Source organism: Legionella busanensis (assembly GCF_900461525.1).
In the GTDB taxonomy this organism is placed as follows: Bacteria; Pseudomonadota; Gammaproteobacteria; order Legionellales; family Legionellaceae; genus Legionella_C; species Legionella_C busanensis.
This window is the reverse complement of record NZ_UGOD01000001.1, coordinates 1855954-1873605: the sequence shown is the minus strand read 5'-3', so window position 1 is coordinate 1873605 and position 17652 is coordinate 1855954. Positions and strand designations below refer to the sequence as shown.

Genomic DNA, 17652 nt, shown 5'->3' with positions numbered 1-17652 from the left:
AACGTGTTAATTAATTCAACGAGTTACGGATAAGATTTATAATTACTTTAGAAATAGGAACCAAAACTGTAAAATTACAGCTTAATTAATTAAATTAAGCTGTTAGCTTTGAGATTCTCTTCTATTTTAATTGAACCTTCTTGTTAATTAATAAAGAGTTATTGCATATTTATCTTTGGAAAAATTCTAACTTTGAATTTCAGTAGGAATTTATTTCTTACCAAGTTAAGATTCGTGCTTTTCAATTATAGGAGAGAAATAATGGCTCTATTATCTGCAGTCATTAATGAATTTAAAAAAAATTTTAATTATCTTAATGAGAATCAACAAAGACGATCGCGCTGCTATGAATTTTGGTTTTTTGCTAGTTGTAAAAAAAAACTAACTAATACAGCTTTAACTCAGAAGCTAGAGGTGGCTGCAAGAAATTGTTTAGATTCTTTAAATGGATTGGCTGAAGAAGATAGTGATTTTCCATTTGAAAATTACCAAGAACAATTTTTCTTAATTGTTTTACAAGCGGTAAAAGTAGGGCAAGTTCAACGCTTTACATATGGCTCTGTCCATACATCCTGTTATAATATCGGCCATCAATCCATTTTAGAACGCTCTATCGTTGCTAAAGATCCTGGTCTGTTCGAAAAAGAGATGGTAAATGCTCTGCGAGTTATCTCTAATAAGTATCCAGAACATCAACCTTTCTTTAATACATTAATTGAGAAAATACAAACAAACACACTTAGTTCATACGTATTTTTTGAGGAAAGTGCCAAAGCTGATGCAAATGGCAAATTTTATTATAGCGAGAGACAAAATAGTCAACTTGCCTTCAATCTCTATGATCTTGAAGAACGTCAAGAGTTTGCTGAGGAATATATTAGTAGTCTTACTCCATGAAATAGAAATATTTTGCTATTCTAGGGCACAAGTGAACTATTGGATTTATTATTATTAACTTTTTCTAATTTTAAACCTTTTGCCTGACAAGTGCCCTAATCGATCTAATTAACGTGCTTAGAATTTGGATTTCTTTTTATAACTAAATAAATGCAATTGTCTCCATACTTATACTGCACCATGTGAATGAGATTGGCCAGCCAAAAGCGGTTTTTCTTTCAAATTAGATTTGATTCGTTTAAAAAATGATTGTGACTTTCCTTGAGAACTAGAAGTAGAAATGTATATGGATTTTACATCTTCTTGCAGTTCAGTGATTGCTGCAGCTTGTTGTACTAGTTCTGTATTATTGGAGAAGTTCCTAATAATATTTTGTGCACGCGTCTCTCCTAAATCTGCAGCTACTTTTCTTAAATTATAAGCGACATCTGCAAATTGCCCATTATTTATAACAGATAAGTTGTTTGATAATTCAAATAAAAGCTCAGCAAAGTTAGCTGGGTATTCACCCTTGTCTTCAAATAAATGTAAAGCTTTTATGTTTATTTGAACTAATCGTTCTTCCAGTTCATCAATTTTGTTATTAAGCATAAGACTAAGGCAGCTTGACACTAATGCTTTTAATCTCTCAATTGTCTGATTATATTGCACTTCCTTTGTTGTAAGATGAGAAGTACTATGATTTAAAAGGTTTAATTTTTCAGCTAAAAGGTTAATTGCAGGTAAATTTTTTAGCTCTAGTGCAACTTGGAAAATATCCTTATCATCATTATTTTTTGCTTGTAAGTCTAAACCAGGAATAGATAATAAAGTTTCTGTTATTTTGAAGGTAGATAAAGATTTCATGCTATTAAGCACTAAAGTATTGTATCGGTTTAGTAACTCTTGATTGGTTGGCATAAATTGAATTATTTTTTCGGCTAAATTTAAATATTTTTTTTGTGTACTTTCATATTTAGATTCAACAATTTTATTTATACACCATTGTATAATGTCAGCACCTTGTAATTGAAATGTTAAATCAATTTTTCCAGAATTAATCCAAATTTCTAATTGTTGAAAATCTCTATCTCCAATAAGTTGAGGATTGACATTGCACCAAGTGTTGATAAAATTTTCACCGTTTTCATTGACGATATTTAAGCTTATGCCTCTTAACTTTAATAAAGATTCAATCATATTATTATTTTTATCAGCAGCTGCTATAAAAAGTGAAGAAACAATATCTTTATGATAGGCGAGCTGTTTAGTAAACTGATTTAAAAGCATAATTTATTCCTAATTCGAGATGATTTGGAATGTTATCAAATTAAATTTGCTAATTAAATAAACAGATTAGAACAGACTATTTTATTGTAAAGTAAATTTCTCTACTGCCGCTCAGTAATTTATTTAATAACAGGTAAAAAAACCTTGTCTGTGGTTTTATTAATAAAGAACCTAGGAGTTGTTTTAATCAAGGTATCTCTAAGAGCTTGTAAGACAGGGTAGTGCCATTCAGATATATTATCGTAGATTTTTGCTTTTCTAACTAAATATTCTGCCTTTTTATAACGGATATTATGATAATTTTTTAATGCCCAGCTATTTAATCCTAGCTTTTTTAACGACAGGGCTAATGCCATAGCATCTTCAATTGCTTGTGCGGCTCCTTGCCCTAGATGCGGGGTGGTTGCATGTGCTGCATCGCCAAGTAAACATATCCGATTATTATGCCAAGCTTTAAGAGGCAGCAAATCAGAAATATCAGTTTGAATGATGTTAGAAGGGTAAGTTTGTTCAATTAAATTGATGTGATTAACAAAAAATTTAGAGGTAATGGCTAATGCAGTGTTATAAACTTCATCTTTGTGGAAATAATTTCCTGATTTAGATTTAAAACTAATATACCAGTACTTTTCATGATTACTAATAAAGGAATAACCAAATTTACATCCTGGCGCCCAAATCTCATAACTAGTGTAATCAGGTGAACCAGCAGGGGTAGTCAGACTAACTATACCGCGAAAACTACTAGAGCCAGAATAACGAAGTACATTTTTTTGAAAAAATAAATCGCGAACCTGAGAATGCAGACCATCTGCGCCCACTAAAATTTTGCCAGATAAAATTTCGCCTGTATTAAGTTGAACATTTACTCCAGTTTCATTTTGCTCAATAGAAGTAATTCGTTTTCCGAAATAAATGTCAGTTGGTACTATTTGATCAATTAAATATTTTTGCAGTCTGCCTCGATGAATTGCTAAAATATTAAACTTATATTTATCTAAAGTAAGTGTGCGTAATGATCCTGAATAAGTAGAATCTAATTTGATTTGTTTAATTGCAAAACCTAAGTCAAAGAGATTAATTGTTAAGTTAAGCTCCTCATATATTTCTAAAGCATTAGGAGCAAGCCAAATACCTGCGCCTATTTCCGATGGCTGTGATTCTTTTTCTACAATTAAGGTTGAAAAGCCGGCTTTATTACACGCAATTGCAGTAGTTAAACCACCAATTCCTGCCCCAACAATGATAATATCAACATTTTTAGTCATAAATTTCTATTGTAAAAAGCCTTATTCTTAGTATAAATAATAGGTAAAAAATGAATAACCTTAAGCTAAGCTTTATTATTGTTCTTATATATTAAATTTAAATATGAGATTAAGTTATCTTATAATTGAAGAGGTCTCTAGACTAGGAGCATTAGTTGAAGAGTCCTTTAAACTAGGAGCATTGGCTAACATAGGGTTCGTCATAACTCTTTCTTTCTATGCTGTCATTGCATCAGAAGTTAAAAACATAATACCTCCATCTACATCCTTTGCTCCTTCGAAGTATAATTTATCGAAAATGGATTCATCTACAGCGGTAAATCCGAGTTTAAAGTAAAATCCTCCAGATTTATTTACTGAAAAAAGGCAAAGTCGGCCTTCCGCTCCTTCTACTAGACTTTGCTCAAATACTGCCTGAACTAGAACAGTACCTAGTGAATAGCTTTCTCTTTTTTTAGATTCAATCGTATCAATGGCTATAAAGTTAAGATTTGGATAAGCCAATTGGACATATTGAGCCTCTTTTATATAGCTAAAGTGAGCATAACCAGCAACTTCAAGATTTTCATCAATTAGAAAGAAATAATTCATTTTTCGTTGATTAGACTCGGAATAGCAAACCTTATACATGCTTAAATGAATTAATTGATTATCCTTATTCTTTGGAATAACTGAAAGTTCAATTACTTTTGCATACTGAAAATTAGTTAGAGGTATAATTGTTTGGTTACTACCTTTTAAAGCGGAAAATATGAATGTATAAATATTTTTCGCGATATCGTTACTTTCAGACATGGGTCTTAATTCTTCTAGTACAGAAGAACTACTATTAATTACTTTTGGTAGTTTTTTTACTTGCTGGGCAGAGTCACTTTCTGTTTCGCTCCAGAAACGTAATTCATATTTTTTCATAGCTATCACTTTTTTGATATCTTAATGATTATTATAATAAATAGTTATTTGATAAAATAATTGTATTTTAGTTCGTAAGATTAACTATTTGATTTTTATAAGCAAATTTATCTTATTTCAGATGCAAGTAAACTATCATGTACTTCTTGTTTTGCTAGAATTACCTTGGTATAGGTAATTGTTTTATCTAGAGCTCGGTTGAATTGAAGCTCATTGCCTTTAAACATTAGGTTAATTGCATCTATCTCTTCAAAATGGTCAATAAATTTAAAGGCTGAAACAACTTTAGGTATTTTTAGCACAGCTAGAAATTCATTATAGCTATGACCACCATTACTAAAAAGCAGGCTGGAGGTGAAACATTTTAGGAAAGAAGTGAACTTTTCTAAATTGTTAAAGGGTAAAAGAGCAGTTTTTTCTAACTTTTTCATGCAGCGGAGTTGACTTAACATGGTGCCAGAAATAGAACATGAAAAAGGGTGCACTAGCGTTGAAAAATGTTCTTTTGGCCATGCTGCTGCTAAATTAAAGTTGACTCTATCAACTGACTTTATAAAAGAAAACCCACTTTCGGTAAAGATTACATCACTTTTTGGGATAGGCATGTAATTTTTCATTAATCCAAAGTTGTTTGAATAGCAACTTATTTTAAATTGCGGGCCATGTGTTTCAGCAGAAGCTTTAAGAAGTTTTATTTGGCGGCCACGTTGTTGCTCAGCAAAAAAGCCTACTTGATATACATTTTTAAGAGGTATATTCGGTAACTTAACAATAAAGCTGCTTAGCCATGCACATTTAAAGATTAAAGATAATTTATTTTTTTGAATCTCAGAAAAATCATTATAACTTGTGTTGGATTTAAGCTTAAATAGTGTATCTATATATTCTTCGACAAGGTAATCTTCATGATCTGAGGTTGTTTTATTTAAATAGTCCTTAAATTTAGCTTGCTCTATTGTAGGAAGTAGTCGATATAATGCTTCATAATAAGTGCTAAGATCTTCCCAATCAATTTGATCAAGCACAATTAAAAGCGTTTCAAAAGCTAGATGAGTTTCGAAATATCGTCTAATAGGGTCTTCATTGATCACGCGGGCATTGGTTGAAATTTGATATTTTTCATCGAATTGATTTCTTTTAAATAAATTTATGACGTATTGCAAGTCTTCATTAGACGTTATGCCTTTTAAATATAACTTTTTAAGCTTCTCAGCAGTTAACTCATTTTTGTAGCAATTAATTAAAAGTAAAATTGCTTGGCTAAAAGACAAAGTAATCATAAATTTTTATAAAATTAAAAAAGGGAGCAAATTATAATTTAAATATTGGAAAAAAATTAAAGTTTTTTCAACATTAAATAAGATTATTAATACTTAAGGAGTATTTTAAAACTAGATGAAAAAATTTTAAATTAATGAACAATTTGCTTTGAGGAAAAATAGATTTTGTTAAAATTAAATAATGGGACTTGAAACTTGACCTTGGTCAATAGATTCATTGGGCAACTCGTTTTTTATTTCACATAAGGCATGTTTTAACTTACTTACCGATTTAGCAAGGCCTTTTTCCCGCCCCTGATGTATTGCAGTACTACCAACTGTGGCCGCGCCAATAACAGTAGCAACAGTGCCAATACCAACTCCTATACCGAAACTAGTTACTGCACCACTAGCAGTTATTAACCCAGCAGTACCAGCAATTGCAGCTAGCATACTTGTGCCTCCAGATGGAATGGCAGCTAAAATGCCAACGGTTAAAAGTGCAGTACAGGCAAATACTAATAAACCAAAGCCTAAAGCTTGCCAAGCTCTTGATGGTTTGCCTGATATTCCCTGTGATAAAGCTCCTAGTTCTCTAGCATGATATTTGGTTTTCTCTTTGTTAGGTAAATCGATTAAGCTAGCATATGCAGTAGACAGTACGCATGTTAAATCATATAAGCTTTGCGCATCTAATTCTCCTGGTTTACCTTTTGACAATGATCTTACTTGCTTTAAAATATTATCAGCTGCTTTGCTTAGTTTTATAGAACATTGTCGCTTTTCTTTTAAGGTATTCTGAAGCTGTTCATACCAACGTTCATATTCAGTTACAGCAAGGGCGCTTGGTCTATTAAGGAAATCAACATTTCCCACTTTGTTCTTTTTATTTGTTTCAGCACTTTTTAAATAAAATCTAGCTTGAACCTCGGATGAAAATGTAGTTCTACCCAAAAAATTATTAGCAATGGAATCGCTTTTCATGCCAGGTGAGCCTGGCACGTAATGAGAAGTAATTTCTGCAGCATTACCTCCAATTGCCCGGGTTAATTCAATATTATTAGTTTCTGCATGCAGTTGTTTATATATTTTATACATCCATTTTTGGATAGCTCGCTCTATTGCTGTTCCAGTTCTATCTTGACCACTGGCGCAATGAGTTAGGCTAATAGTACGTGAATCATTGCTTGCAGCTAATATTACTGTGGCTGCACTATCTACACGGGTTGCTTTTTGGGTAGGCGCTGTTCCATGAGGTTGCTTCTCCTCTTCAAAATCTAATCCTGGGGCGATATCGAGCGCTCGGTTTGTTCCATCAAAATTGGTTGGAACATATGATACATCATCGTGGTTGCCTTTATTCTTACGGGTGGCTTGATAGACATGATCAATAATAATATTCTGATTTTCAGAAGGGCTATCTGTATTCAACGAAGTCACATGGATTTTCAATAAATTAAAGTCTTTAATCCCCATTTTTTCTGCTGCGGCCCTACGAATCTGCTCTAAATTTTCTCGAGTTTGTTCTTGAAGATTACTTTCATCTTCACCAGAACCAACAAAAACAGGTGAGCCCATTCGTGCAAGCCAAAGTACATGCCCTTTATTTTCTTCTTTATCAAAGGATTCAAAATGTGGTTCTGAACTTTCAAGTTTTCCCTTAATCAATTCAATTTTAACAATAAAAGCATTTTTTGCACTAACCAAGTGCGTTTTACGTGCTTGCGCAGGAAGTACTGTATCATCGCTAGCAATTAAGTCCTTAAATAATTGATCTGCTTCTTGGAAAGCAGGTTTACGGCTAGTATGTGAATTTTTTTGCTCTTTATCAGGGTAAGGTATTATAGTCTCTAGCTTTTGCAGGGCTCTCTTTTGTTTTTCTGTTTTTGAAGTTACAGGATATTGTGTTTCAAGTTGGGTAATTTTGGCCTGTTTATCATACGTTTTAGTGACCATTGTACGAGCAGGATATAGGACACTGGATAAATTACGATAATAAAAAAGTAGGTCTTTGGCATCAGCTTTGTTTTTACAACCAGCAGTTAAATTGGCGTCATAGAGTTTGTGTACTAAAAAGGTGTTAAATTCTTCTTCTTTTGTATTAATTTTGGCTTGCTTAATCGGATTATGATCGGTGGCTTGGGCGATTACCAGTACCTCAAAAGCTAGTTGGCTAAATTTTTCTCTAATTTCGGCGCTGAACTTAGTAGCTATATGGTTGTTATTTTCATATTTTTTACTAATAGCATAATCAATAGGACGTAAACGAGATAAACAACGTAATAGCATATTATTGGCAGTAATGACTGGTGCATCTGGTAGCATTCGCTGATCAAGAGGTATAGCATTTGTAGCATCTCTAACCCACGCATTTTTTTCTTTATTATAAGTTGAAACAATATCATACTGTGCATCATTAGTTTCACGGAGTAAATCAATTATTTCTCTGTATAAGGCTTGAAGATTTAATTCGCTATGGTTTAACTTTTCTCGAACTTTATAGGGATTAAGTTGAATTTCTTCATGAGTACTGGTAATTATTTTATTATCTTTGGTTAACTCAACAAATAGTCGTGAGTGGTTTGACATTTAGTAGACCTTAAACTGACTGCTTTTAATAAATTCAATTATATTGCCAAATAACGTATTCAATTTTACTGTTAAAGGAAAGTTTTCTTAGCTTTTCTAAATAAAATAATAAGTGAAGTATTTGTTTTATATCAATGATTTAAAATTTATAGATAAATTAGTCATATTAAAATATAAATTTTTGGGGGCATTATATAGCATATTGCTTAATTAAAGATTAAGTAATTTTTAAAGCAGAGCAAATTGCTATTAATAATAAAATCGTAGCTACTCTTTAAAGTAAATAAACACATACAGGTCTATTTTGGCTATATTATCATGTCATGAAAGTACTAACAGCCTTCTTCATTCTTGCATACATGATTTTACTCCCATACTATATAAAATGACATCCATGATTCCGCGTTTACATATCTCACAAAAAGAGGCGCTTGCTTCCATAGTACAGTCTAAGCCAGGTTTATGATTAACACCTTTTGTGCTGATTGAATCTCCATAACCACCTTTGTAAGCACCATAAACAGGCGGATTAATTTGCCACTCACTATCCGGCGTAGGAATTGTAGTTTGAGGTGATACTAGATCATGCCATTTTAAACCTTGGTAAGAAGGATCGGATAAAAACGTCATATTTTGTGACCATGGCTCGTCGATATCTGGGGCAAACTCTAATTCTGTACGTCCTCCGCCTTCATATTCTTCATTAAGTCCAAAAAAATGTCCAAATTCATGCAATAATAGGTAGGTGAAATAGTATTTATTGCCTGCTGGTATAGCTGTATGAGACATATAATTACCAACGCCCCAGTAGCCATCATGATTGGTTAAGATTAAAGCATAATCATAAGGTGCTGCTGCTAGCGCTTTGCGGAATTTATCTTCATTTGTTGGATAGACTGCATGATACCAGCGCTCAAAGCCATTCCAATAGGGATAATATAAACCTAAGAAAGAATCAAATTCCGGAATAGGAAGTCCTAAATCTATAGGTTTTCCTAGTGTTTTATTGGAAGGATGAAAGACGGCATAAAAGCTAAAATAATCAACACCTGGAAAATTATTACTATGTAAGTCGTTTACCGTTTTAATAGCATCTTGCCAAAAACGTTCCTTATCTTGTGGCCGATAACCTTCAGCATAAATATTGATGCGAAGGGCTTTGGGTTTCTGAGATATTAGTAACTGCTTTACTTCAAGATCAGGATAATGAGTGTCATCAGTTGTTAATTTACTAATGACAATTTCTTGTTCGAATACTGTTTCCATAACCCCTGACTGTGGGTTTTCAGCAATTAATTCAAAAATTACATTATTTCTTGGGATTGGAAAGCGTAAGTTTATAGCGCGTGTTAATTTACGATATTCTTTGCCTGTACCTATAGAATCATAATATAAGTGTTTGCCATTTTTGTCTTTTAATATACCTAAATAACTTCCCCATTTAGGTTTAAGTGTACTCCTAGCTAAAAGTGCTGGGGTACCCGATTTTTCTATGCTTGCGCTGCTTAAATGGTAAGATTCATTAGGAAGCCAGTTTATTTGTAAGCGTAATACTGAAATTTTAGATTCGTAATTAATGGATTTAATCTTTTCATTCGTTACATAGTTTTTATGTGAAAAAGCTGATTGCCGAGGTATTAAGTGAGGATCCCAGTGAGGTTTTGCAGCCAGTGATAAGGAAAAAAATGATACAACTAAAAGAACAATTATACGCATGTGCTTCGTCCTGAAACATTAAACCACAGGTTAAACGATTAGCTTACTTTGCTAACAGTAATTTTTACTGTAACGATTGCTTATCTAGAAAGCATGGGATTATATCTACTTTACTAACAATATTTAAGTTTTTTTTATTGTTACTAAGACCATAAAAACCAAACTAGATATGAAATACAATATCAGGTGAATAAATAGCTCATTTGCCCTAATCTACCAGTTACCAAAGAAACGTACCTTAACTCCTTTTATGCTAATAAATTTAGACTTGTTTTTCATAAATTTTTCACATTGAGTAATTAAGTAATTTTTAGATCTTTTTATAAATTACTTGATCTCAAATTAGTCAAATGCTATAGTTCATGGCCTTAAAATAATTAAGATTTTGAGAGTAATAAAAATATGTGGGGAAGAACACGAAATATCGACACGATTAGGCAACGCCTATATTCAGTCATAGGACCAGAAGTAAGTTGGGAAAATGATGAAAATAAAGCAAAATATGGTCAATTATATGTCGATCTTCGTGTTGATAATACTTGGCGGGATGAAGATAGGGCACGCTCTTTAGAGCGAGCTAATTTTTGGCAAGCACGTATTATAAGACATCAAGAGCAAGATAAACTTCATATTCTTGAATCTCAACAATATTGGGCTAGTCGTAAAGACCGACATGTTAAAGAAGATGAGGAAAGAAAATCTTCACGAGAAGTATTCTGGAAAACCCGTGTAACTAATCAAAAAAGAGAAGATGCAGAAAGGCCTGCCAAGCGCGAGGCGTTTTGGCACGACCGTCATGAGCAACATCAAGCCGAAGATAAAGTACGGTTTAATGCACGTGAGCAATATTGGACTAGTCGTAAAGAGCGGCATGTTAAAGAAGATGAAGAAAGAAAATCTTCACGAGAAGTATTCTGGAAAACCCGTCTAGCTAATCAGAAAAGAGAAGATGCAGAAAGACCTGCCAAGCGAGAAGCGTTTTGGCACGACCGTCATGAACAACATCAAGTCGAAGATAAAGCACGATTTAATGAACGTGAGCAATACTGGGATAATCGTAAAGAGAGTCATGCTCAGGAAGATAAGACAAGGATAAAAGAGCGCCAAGCGTTTTGGCATAAGTGGGTAACGAGGCTGCAACAAGAAGATATTAATAGACCCAAAGAACGTGCCGAGTTTTGGAAAAGGCGCCTAAACTTACACATTGATGAAGATCTAGATAGAACCATTGCCCGTCGGGAATACTGGAATAACCGTAGTAAACGCCATGCTCAAGAAGATGAAACACGCTTAATGAAACGCCAAGAGTTTTGGGAAAAACGAGCAATTAAGCATGAAGAAAAAGATGTTAATAGGCGTAAAGAGCGAAAAGCGTTTTGGCACCACCGTCATGAACAAAATCAAGCCGAAGATAAAGCACGATTTAATGAACGTGAACAATATTGGAGTAGTCGTAAAGAGCGGCATGTTAAAGAAGATGAAGAGAGGAAAGATTCACGAGAATTATTCTGGAAAACCCGTCTAGCTAATCAGAAAAGAGAAGATGCAGAAAGACCTGCCAAGCGAGAAGCGTTTTGGCACGACCGTCATGAGCAACATCAAGCCGAAGATAAAGTACGGTTTAATGCACGTGAGCAATATTGGACTAGTCGTAAAGAGCGGCATGTTAAAGAAGATGAAGAAAGAAAATCTTCACGAGAAATATTTTGGAAAACCCGTCTAGCTAATCAGAAAAGAGAAGATGCAGAAAGACCTGCCAAGCGAGAAGCGTTTTGGCACGACCGTCATGAACAACATCAAGTCGAAGATAAAGCACGATTTAATGAACGTGAGCAATACTGGGATAATCGTAAAGAGAGTCATGCTCAGGAAGATAAGACAAGGATAAAAGAGCGCCAAGAGTTTTGGGAAGCACGTGCTATTAAGCAAAAGAAAGAAGAGAGTGAAAGGCCCATTACACAAACCCTGTTCTGGAAAAATCGACGTGAACAGCACCAATTAGAAGATCAAAATCGCAAGCTTAAACGTGAACAGTATTGGCAAATGCGACAAAAACGTCATGTAGATGAAGATAAAGTCAGTGCTGATACTTGGACCCAGTTTTGGAGAGATCTACAGACTGAACGAAATAGTGAAGATAAACAGTTTAGCTTAAGACACGGAATAATTAGGTCAAATGCAGCAAAATCTATATCAAAAACGATATATGATTCTACAGCCTATATTTATCGCCCACTGCAATCGCTTTGGTATACCGCAGAAGAAAGTATTCAAATAGCTACTCGCAAAATATATCGTGCTATTACTTGGGCTGGTCGGCATGCATTAGAAAGTTTAGGGACTGCTGGGCGGATAATTTATCGTGCAGCAGGTTGGGCAACCCACAAAATTTTAGATTGTCTAGAAAATTTAGGAAGACCAATTGTAAATCTATTAAGCTTTGCAGGGCACCATATTAAAGAAGCTTTACAAACGGCAGGGCGCGCTATTTATCGCGCTAGTACGTGGGTGGGCAGACATGTCTTAGAAAGCCTAGCTACCGCAAGTCGCACGCTTTATCGTGCAGCGGGTTGGTTGGCTCATCAAACACGTGAATGCGTTGAAACATTAACTACACCTATTGGGCGTGCGTTTGGTTTTGCTGGCCATCATCTTAAAGAAGGCATGCAAACAGCGGGGCGTGCTATTTATCGCGCCAGCACGTGGGTTGGCAAACATGCTGCAGAGAATTTAACATTATTCGGCCGCTCAATCTCTCGAAAGGCTTCATGGTTAGGACATCATATACGAGAGACTTCAGAAGATTTAGAGCGAGCAAGTAGTCGATTTATTGAAGGGCTCAATCCTATCCATGCCTTTTGGCGTTCACAGGAAGAAGAGGCTTTATTTAACGATAATCCAAAGGATTTTACAAATATACCTGTTGCTACAGGAAACCCTGGCCGTTATCGTCAAGGATTTTTTGCCGAGCAAAGAAAGTTTCGTGATGAATCAGAGCATAATCCCTCTCTGGCGGCTGTTTTTGCATGATGGATAATTTGATTATTTTAATAGAGGTAAAATGATGAGTAAAAGTTACAAAGATCAATTGTTTGATGATATTTCAAGATGTATAGAAGACGTGGGAAGTCAGGATGAACAATATAATAATGAAGATAAAGCACGAGATATTTTAGAAGTATTAGAAGCGTTGCTAGCTTATACAATTTACACAACGTGTATTTCTAAAGATACAGTTAGGGATTCTTGTGAAGAATCATATTTCAATATTAAAAGACAAGCATTAGTATTAATGGATAAAGAGTTACAAGCTACAAAGGAATAATGTAGCTTTCGTTGAACCGGATGAAGTAGTGTGAATATGTTTGTATATTGTCATTAATTATTGAGATATACAAGTTTGCAATTGAATTTTACTATCTTCATTTTTTTAGGTTGCCTTAACTTCAAAGCTTAAAAGTAGTTTTTAAAAAAACGGTCAACATAGAAAGGAAACGTTTTTGTGAAGGCATTTATCAGGTTTATTATTTTTTTAATAAGCGGCATTCTGTTGGCTTTTAAAAGTCTAGCTCAGCCAATAAATTGTCCCAAAGCTATTAAAACTATTCAATCAATAAAAACGCACAAAGCGGGTTGGGAAACCTTTTTAGATATCAATCAAACAGATCAGTTATTTAGCCATGTAACGTTTTATGCTGGTCATCCCAGTGAAAATGCAAGCCTTGCGCCAGACAATGAGGATGTCAAAACAAATAAAATGACTTGGCAATTGCGAGGCAATAATTTTTGGATAGCTTGTAGCTATAGTGGCACTACTATTAAATTGATTCAGAAATTACCAAAAAATATTAAAATTTGCTCTGTAATTTATGACAGTAATGATTTTATAAAATCTATTTTTTGCCATTGATAAAAACAGTTATTTTTTCGCGTATTTTAACTTAACACTCTTTTTAGTCAGTTATAATAATTTTACACTTGATGTTTTTTCATATATTGAACTCATACTTTCCTTTTCTGCAAAGTTTGAAAAACCTTCTTTTATTTCTTTAAGGGGCGATGCTAAACAATTTTGTATTTGTTGATCATAATGTTGGAAGTCAGCTTTAGTAATCACGCCATCTTCTATTATAAAAGATAAAGTAAGTTGCTTAAGAACATGAGTAAAGGTAATAAGGCTTTTTGCATAAATAAAAGGTACATTCAATAATGAGTCGCCCAGAGGAATTACGATAGGTAAAGACGGGCTACCTTCATAGCAGCTTGGCGTGGTTAAGCAGGGAGCAAGCTTAAAAGTAGAAATTATTTTTTTATCAGGATAATTCTTGGAAGGCGTATGAAAAAAAGTGTTAGCATTAATTTTTTCATCATCGAAATATAAACTATGATAACTTTCAAGTAAACATGCCATCTCTTTTATAGTATCTGGTGTGGCATTCGGATGGTATCGAAAATATAAATTTTGTTTAGGATTATTGGATTCCCAATCGAAATGATAAAAGGCGGGTAAGATATAAAAAGGCCAACCAAGTCGACGTAATTTTATTAAAAGTAATATTTCATCTACTAAATTTTTTTTTGCTTGCTTAACTTGAGAAGTATCTTTTGAAGTATAGTCAAAACGTGCCATAGCAAAGTCATAACTTATATCTGATACGGGTGTAATTTGAAAAGGTGCTGTTGGTGATTGCTTATTTAGTTCTTTAATTATAGCGCGCTTAGCGCCTGTACAATCTAATACTAAATCTGTTTCGATTAATTCAGTATCACTTGAATTTTGAGGATTCGCCAACTTTATCTGTTTGTTATTAATAAATGTTACAAATTTTTTCTTGACGCATTTAATATTTAACTGCTTTATATGTGTGTAAAGTTGCTTTTCTAAGTTTCTAATGTAATTGGCAGAAGAGCCATAGTAACTAGGTGGGATTTTAATAGATAAAGGATAAATAATCTTGTTTACGCTCTCAAATACTTCATGGTTAAATTCTCCTGAACGGATATAATAACCAATACGGGGGCCAATTAAGGTTATATCAGTAACACCCAATTGAGCGAGTTTAATACAAGTTATCATAGCCGCAGGACCATCACCTATAACGATAATTTTTTTTGCATTTATCAGGTGATGGTTGAGCATTAGAAAGCCTTAGTATTAAGTAAAATTAAGGCTAGATTATAAATATCAAAATCAAAAAAAGCATCTATTAGAAGATTCAATTTGCAAAGCAAACACATGTTAGCAAATTAAAAACTAATAATTTCTTATGTAAACATTTCTAGATAAATAATTTATATACTCTTTTAGATCAATGTAGTACGTTACAAATAATTAGAGGTTTTAATATTTTATGGCTCAACCATAATTATTGAGGGTAAGAGATTAGTAAATTGGTTAGTTAAAAATACTGCCTTTAAAATTGCATATTTTAAGGCAGTATCATTGTTGCTATGATGAATGTTACTAGTTAGTTAATGTAGGACTAGTAATTTTTGTATTTTCTTGAGTAGATGAAGACTCAGGATTAAAAAATACTGGTGAATAGTTTTTTAAAACGGTATCCCTTGTATTAATTAAATTCATACCATGATTACTTGATGTAGATTTTTTTTGATCCCATTTCATGTAAATAGTGCGAATACAGGGGGCTCTCATTTTTGCGCTTTCATCTTCAAAACCGTGTTTGGTGTAAGTATTACACAAATCAACCTGCCTAATTTGGCCATAAATACTAGTTAACAATTTTAATGGTACGACTAGAATATTTTGCTCAATACCTAAGTTAGTAGGGGTAAGAGTAATTCCTTTTTCAGCAGCATTCTGTAAAATTATCTTTTGAAGGGTAGTGGCTTCTTCTTTATCTTGGATACCATAAGCAGATACCATTTTTTCTCCATCATAAGTACCACTTTCTAGCCACAAAATTTGGCTAAAATCTTCTCCATAGAGATGATTAAAAAAATAGCCTGTCGTTATAGGATTTTCTGTTTTTCCTGTTGCTTTTTTTGCGCCCCAAAAGGCATCCAAATAATTTTCCTCATCATCCATCCCACTAAATTGTTCGTTAATCTTTAATTTAATTAGGTGATTATTGCGAGTAATATAAAATAATGGTTTGACTTTTCTATGAGCAATAAAAACAGCGTTACTAGCAAAAAAATTTTCTAATAAGCTTTTTGTAGCGAGTACATACCTACCTAATACCTTTAAAGATCCGATGTTATATTCATTTCCCGGTAAACTTCTTCCTAATGGGGTTTGTTCTACAATTTTTCGTGCAGTTAGTTCAGAATCGCATTTTAGAAGGCATAATTGAGAATCTATATCATTTTCATCTAAATAAGATTTTGAGATGATCCATTTAGTATTACTAAGGTGAGAAAATTTGGAATATAATTCTGGAAGTTGAATATATTTCATATACAAAATTTCCTATTGTTAACGAGCGAAAGTAAAAAATAAATTTTGATTAGAGTTAATTTAGTTATCAAAAAGGTGTGCGATTATTAATCAATAGGTTATTTTCTGTCAATATAATATATTAGGAAAAAATGAATAAACTAAGTATTAATTTTAAAGTAAGCATACCTGCTCTTAAAGCGACGTAGTTTAATCAAAGGTTATTAATTTTAGCTATTTTTAAAAAAATTAAGTCGAAATTAAAAGTTGATAAAAGCTACTGTAAATTAGGTTACTACTTAATAAAATACATTAAAAAGTGCTTTATTAGAAAAATATATTAACTTTATTATTGCTGATAATTTCGAGAATCTATAGGTAACATCTCAATGTCTTTTTCGCTATTTGTTGATGAATTTGTCGTATTTTCAGCCGCTTTACCTAATTCATCAGCAAATTTATCATGAAAACTCGACAAGCCTTGTACCACCGAGTTTTGGGCCATGCTACTTAATTTATTTAGCAATCCATCTTCTTTTTTAAAGCCCTCTACCAATCCCTTCAAAAATCCGCTTATACCGCTTATTACAGCAAAGGCAAACGCTTTCATTGTGAGCAAAACTTTTTCGCCTAAACTGACTGATGAGGCATCAAGCAGCTTATTGAAATTTTCTGCGGTTTTTATAACGTTTTTGCCTAGATTTACTAAATGCTTCTGGTCAACCATGGTGGTATTTCCCAAAAATAGTTTATGGGCTGAATCCACAATACCTAGAGAGCCATTAAGAAGATTATATGCATCAATAGTAAAGTTTAATATTCTAAGTGAATTTAATATTTGTGATTGGGCCTTTTTATCCTGATTGATTTTAGCTGCAAGTAAATTTGATTCTAATTCATCGACGTATTTTAAAATCTCATTTGATACTTCCGCTCTAGCTTTGTCAAACATACTGGAATTATCTTGTGCTGAATTCTTAGCCTCTTCTTGTCTTTTAGTCTCTGTGTCTCTTATATACTTGATTAGAGCCTCAGCCTCAGGTAATTTTTGGATGTCTTCAGGCATAAATTACTTCTAAATATATCATAATTTATACAATTATAGTAAATTATATACATTTTTTGCAATATTTAATAATTAGTATATGTATCCTTAATGCAGCGCAACGTAATCAAGGATTTAACTATCATTCAGGGACGCTATTTTTTAAGTACTTATATTTAAAATGGTTTTTTTAAGACTTTTATCATAACTATATTTAGATAGTCACTATCTATTAAATAATTTAATTAACTCAACCTTGATTTCGCTACGCTGCATCAAGGCTACATGTTATCCAGT

13 protein-coding genes are annotated in these 17652 nt (G+C 33.2%); 4 read left to right on the top strand and 9 right to left on the bottom strand.

Features of this window, described 5'->3' with window-relative positions:
• Positions 1–261 precede the first annotated feature (261 nt).
• Positions 262–897: a hypothetical protein gene (locus DYH30_RS08360; RefSeq protein WP_115331224.1), complete on the top strand. Its 636-nt coding sequence runs from the start codon at positions 262–264 to the stop codon at positions 895–897.
• Positions 898–1065: 168 nt separating this feature from the next.
• On the opposite strand, the gene DYH30_RS08355 is transcribed toward DYH30_RS08360, so the two are convergent.
• The 6 genes from DYH30_RS08355 to DYH30_RS08330 form a co-directional block, all read right to left on the bottom strand.
• Positions 1066–2166, bottom strand: a complete 1101-nt coding sequence (locus DYH30_RS08355) for a hypothetical protein (protein ID WP_115331223.1) — start codon at positions 2164–2166, stop codon at positions 1066–1068.
• A 119-nt stretch (positions 2167–2285) separates the two neighbouring features.
• Positions 2286–3434, bottom strand: a complete 1149-nt coding sequence (locus tag DYH30_RS08350) for an FAD-dependent monooxygenase (RefSeq protein ID WP_115331222.1) — start codon at positions 3432–3434, stop codon at positions 2286–2288.
• A 216-nt stretch (positions 3435–3650) separates the two neighbouring features.
• Positions 3651–4346, bottom strand: a complete 696-nt coding sequence (locus DYH30_RS08345; protein ID WP_115331221.1) for a hypothetical protein — start codon at positions 4344–4346, stop codon at positions 3651–3653.
• Positions 4347–4453: 107 nt separating this feature from the next.
• Complete coding sequence (locus DYH30_RS08340; protein WP_115331220.1) at positions 4454–5626, bottom strand: hypothetical protein; 1173 nt, start codon at positions 5624–5626, stop codon at positions 4454–4456.
• 174 nt (positions 5627–5800) lie between these two features.
• Entirely contained in the window at positions 5801–8194 is a 2394-nt protein-coding gene (locus DYH30_RS08335) for a hypothetical protein (protein ID WP_115331219.1), read from the bottom strand.
• Positions 8195–8539: 345 nt separating this feature from the next.
• The gene (locus DYH30_RS08330; RefSeq protein WP_115331218.1) at positions 8540–9910 is read right to left on the bottom strand and encodes a M64 family metallopeptidase; all 1371 of its coding nucleotides are present in this window, start codon (positions 9908–9910) and stop codon (positions 8540–8542) included.
• Between the two features lie 402 nt (positions 9911–10312).
• Between DYH30_RS08330 and DYH30_RS08325 the strand changes: the two genes are divergently transcribed.
• The 3 genes from DYH30_RS08325 (at position 10313) to DYH30_RS08315 (ending at position 13820) form a co-directional block, all read left to right on the top strand.
• The gene (locus tag DYH30_RS08325) at positions 10313–12940 is read left to right on the top strand and encodes a hypothetical protein (RefSeq protein ID WP_115331217.1); all 2628 of its coding nucleotides are present in this window, start codon (positions 10313–10315) and stop codon (positions 12938–12940) included.
• Positions 12941–12974: 34 nt separating this feature from the next.
• Positions 12975–13235 (top strand): hypothetical protein, encoded by a 261-nt coding sequence (locus DYH30_RS08320; protein ID WP_131740613.1) that lies wholly within the window; start codon positions 12975–12977, stop codon positions 13233–13235.
• Between the two features lie 177 nt (positions 13236–13412).
• Positions 13413–13820, top strand: a complete 408-nt coding sequence (locus DYH30_RS08315; protein ID WP_242604654.1) for an STY0301 family protein — start codon at positions 13413–13415, stop codon at positions 13818–13820.
• A gap of 51 nt (positions 13821–13871) precedes the next feature.
• Here the strand turns inward: DYH30_RS08315 and DYH30_RS08310 are convergent, their stop codons facing one another.
• The 3 genes from DYH30_RS08310 to DYH30_RS08300 form a co-directional block, all read right to left on the bottom strand.
• Positions 13872–15050, bottom strand: a complete 1179-nt coding sequence (locus DYH30_RS08310; RefSeq protein WP_115331215.1) for a hypothetical protein — start codon at positions 15048–15050, stop codon at positions 13872–13874.
• 324 nt (positions 15051–15374) lie between these two features.
• The gene (locus DYH30_RS08305; RefSeq protein ID WP_115331214.1) at positions 15375–16331 is read right to left on the bottom strand and encodes a hypothetical protein; all 957 of its coding nucleotides are present in this window, start codon (positions 16329–16331) and stop codon (positions 15375–15377) included.
• Between the two features lie 328 nt (positions 16332–16659).
• On the bottom strand, positions 16660–17376 hold the full coding sequence (locus DYH30_RS08300) for a hypothetical protein (protein ID WP_115331213.1): 717 nt from the start codon (positions 17374–17376) through the stop codon (positions 16660–16662).
• Positions 17377–17652 lie beyond the last annotated feature (276 nt).

Excerpts from the sequence above, each read along its gene's own strand:
- DYH30_RS08310 (WP_115331215.1), bottom strand. The coding sequence starts at position 15,050 with ATGCTCAACCATCACCTGATAAATGCAAAAAAAATTATCGTTATAGGT.
- DYH30_RS08330 (WP_115331218.1), bottom strand. The coding sequence starts at position 9,910 with ATGCGTATAATTGTTCTTTTAGTTGTATCATTTTTTTCCTTATCACTG.
- DYH30_RS08345 (WP_115331221.1), bottom strand. The coding sequence starts at position 4,346 with ATGAAAAAATATGAATTACGTTTCTGGAGCGAAACAGAAAGTGACTCT.
- DYH30_RS08305 (WP_115331214.1), bottom strand. The coding sequence starts at position 16,331 with ATGAAATATATTCAACTTCCAGAATTATATTCCAAATTTTCTCACCTT.
- DYH30_RS08355 (WP_115331223.1), bottom strand. The coding sequence starts at position 2,166 with ATGCTTTTAAATCAGTTTACTAAACAGCTCGCCTATCATAAAGATATT.
- DYH30_RS08350 (WP_115331222.1), bottom strand. The coding sequence starts at position 3,434 with ATGACTAAAAATGTTGATATTATCATTGTTGGGGCAGGAATTGGTGGT.
- DYH30_RS08335 (WP_115331219.1), bottom strand. The coding sequence starts at position 8,194 with ATGTCAAACCACTCACGACTATTTGTTGAGTTAACCAAAGATAATAAA.
- DYH30_RS08340 (WP_115331220.1), bottom strand. The coding sequence starts at position 5,626 with ATGATTACTTTGTCTTTTAGCCAAGCAATTTTACTTTTAATTAATTGC.
- DYH30_RS08300 (WP_115331213.1), bottom strand. The coding sequence starts at position 17,376 with ATGCCTGAAGACATCCAAAAATTACCTGAGGCTGAGGCTCTAATCAAG.
- DYH30_RS08360 (WP_115331224.1), top strand. The coding sequence starts at position 262 with ATGGCTCTATTATCTGCAGTCATTAATGAATTTAAAAAAAATTTTAAT.
- DYH30_RS08325 (WP_115331217.1), top strand. The coding sequence starts at position 10,313 with ATGTGGGGAAGAACACGAAATATCGACACGATTAGGCAACGCCTATAT.
- DYH30_RS08320 (WP_131740613.1), top strand. The coding sequence starts at position 12,975 with ATGAGTAAAAGTTACAAAGATCAATTGTTTGATGATATTTCAAGATGT.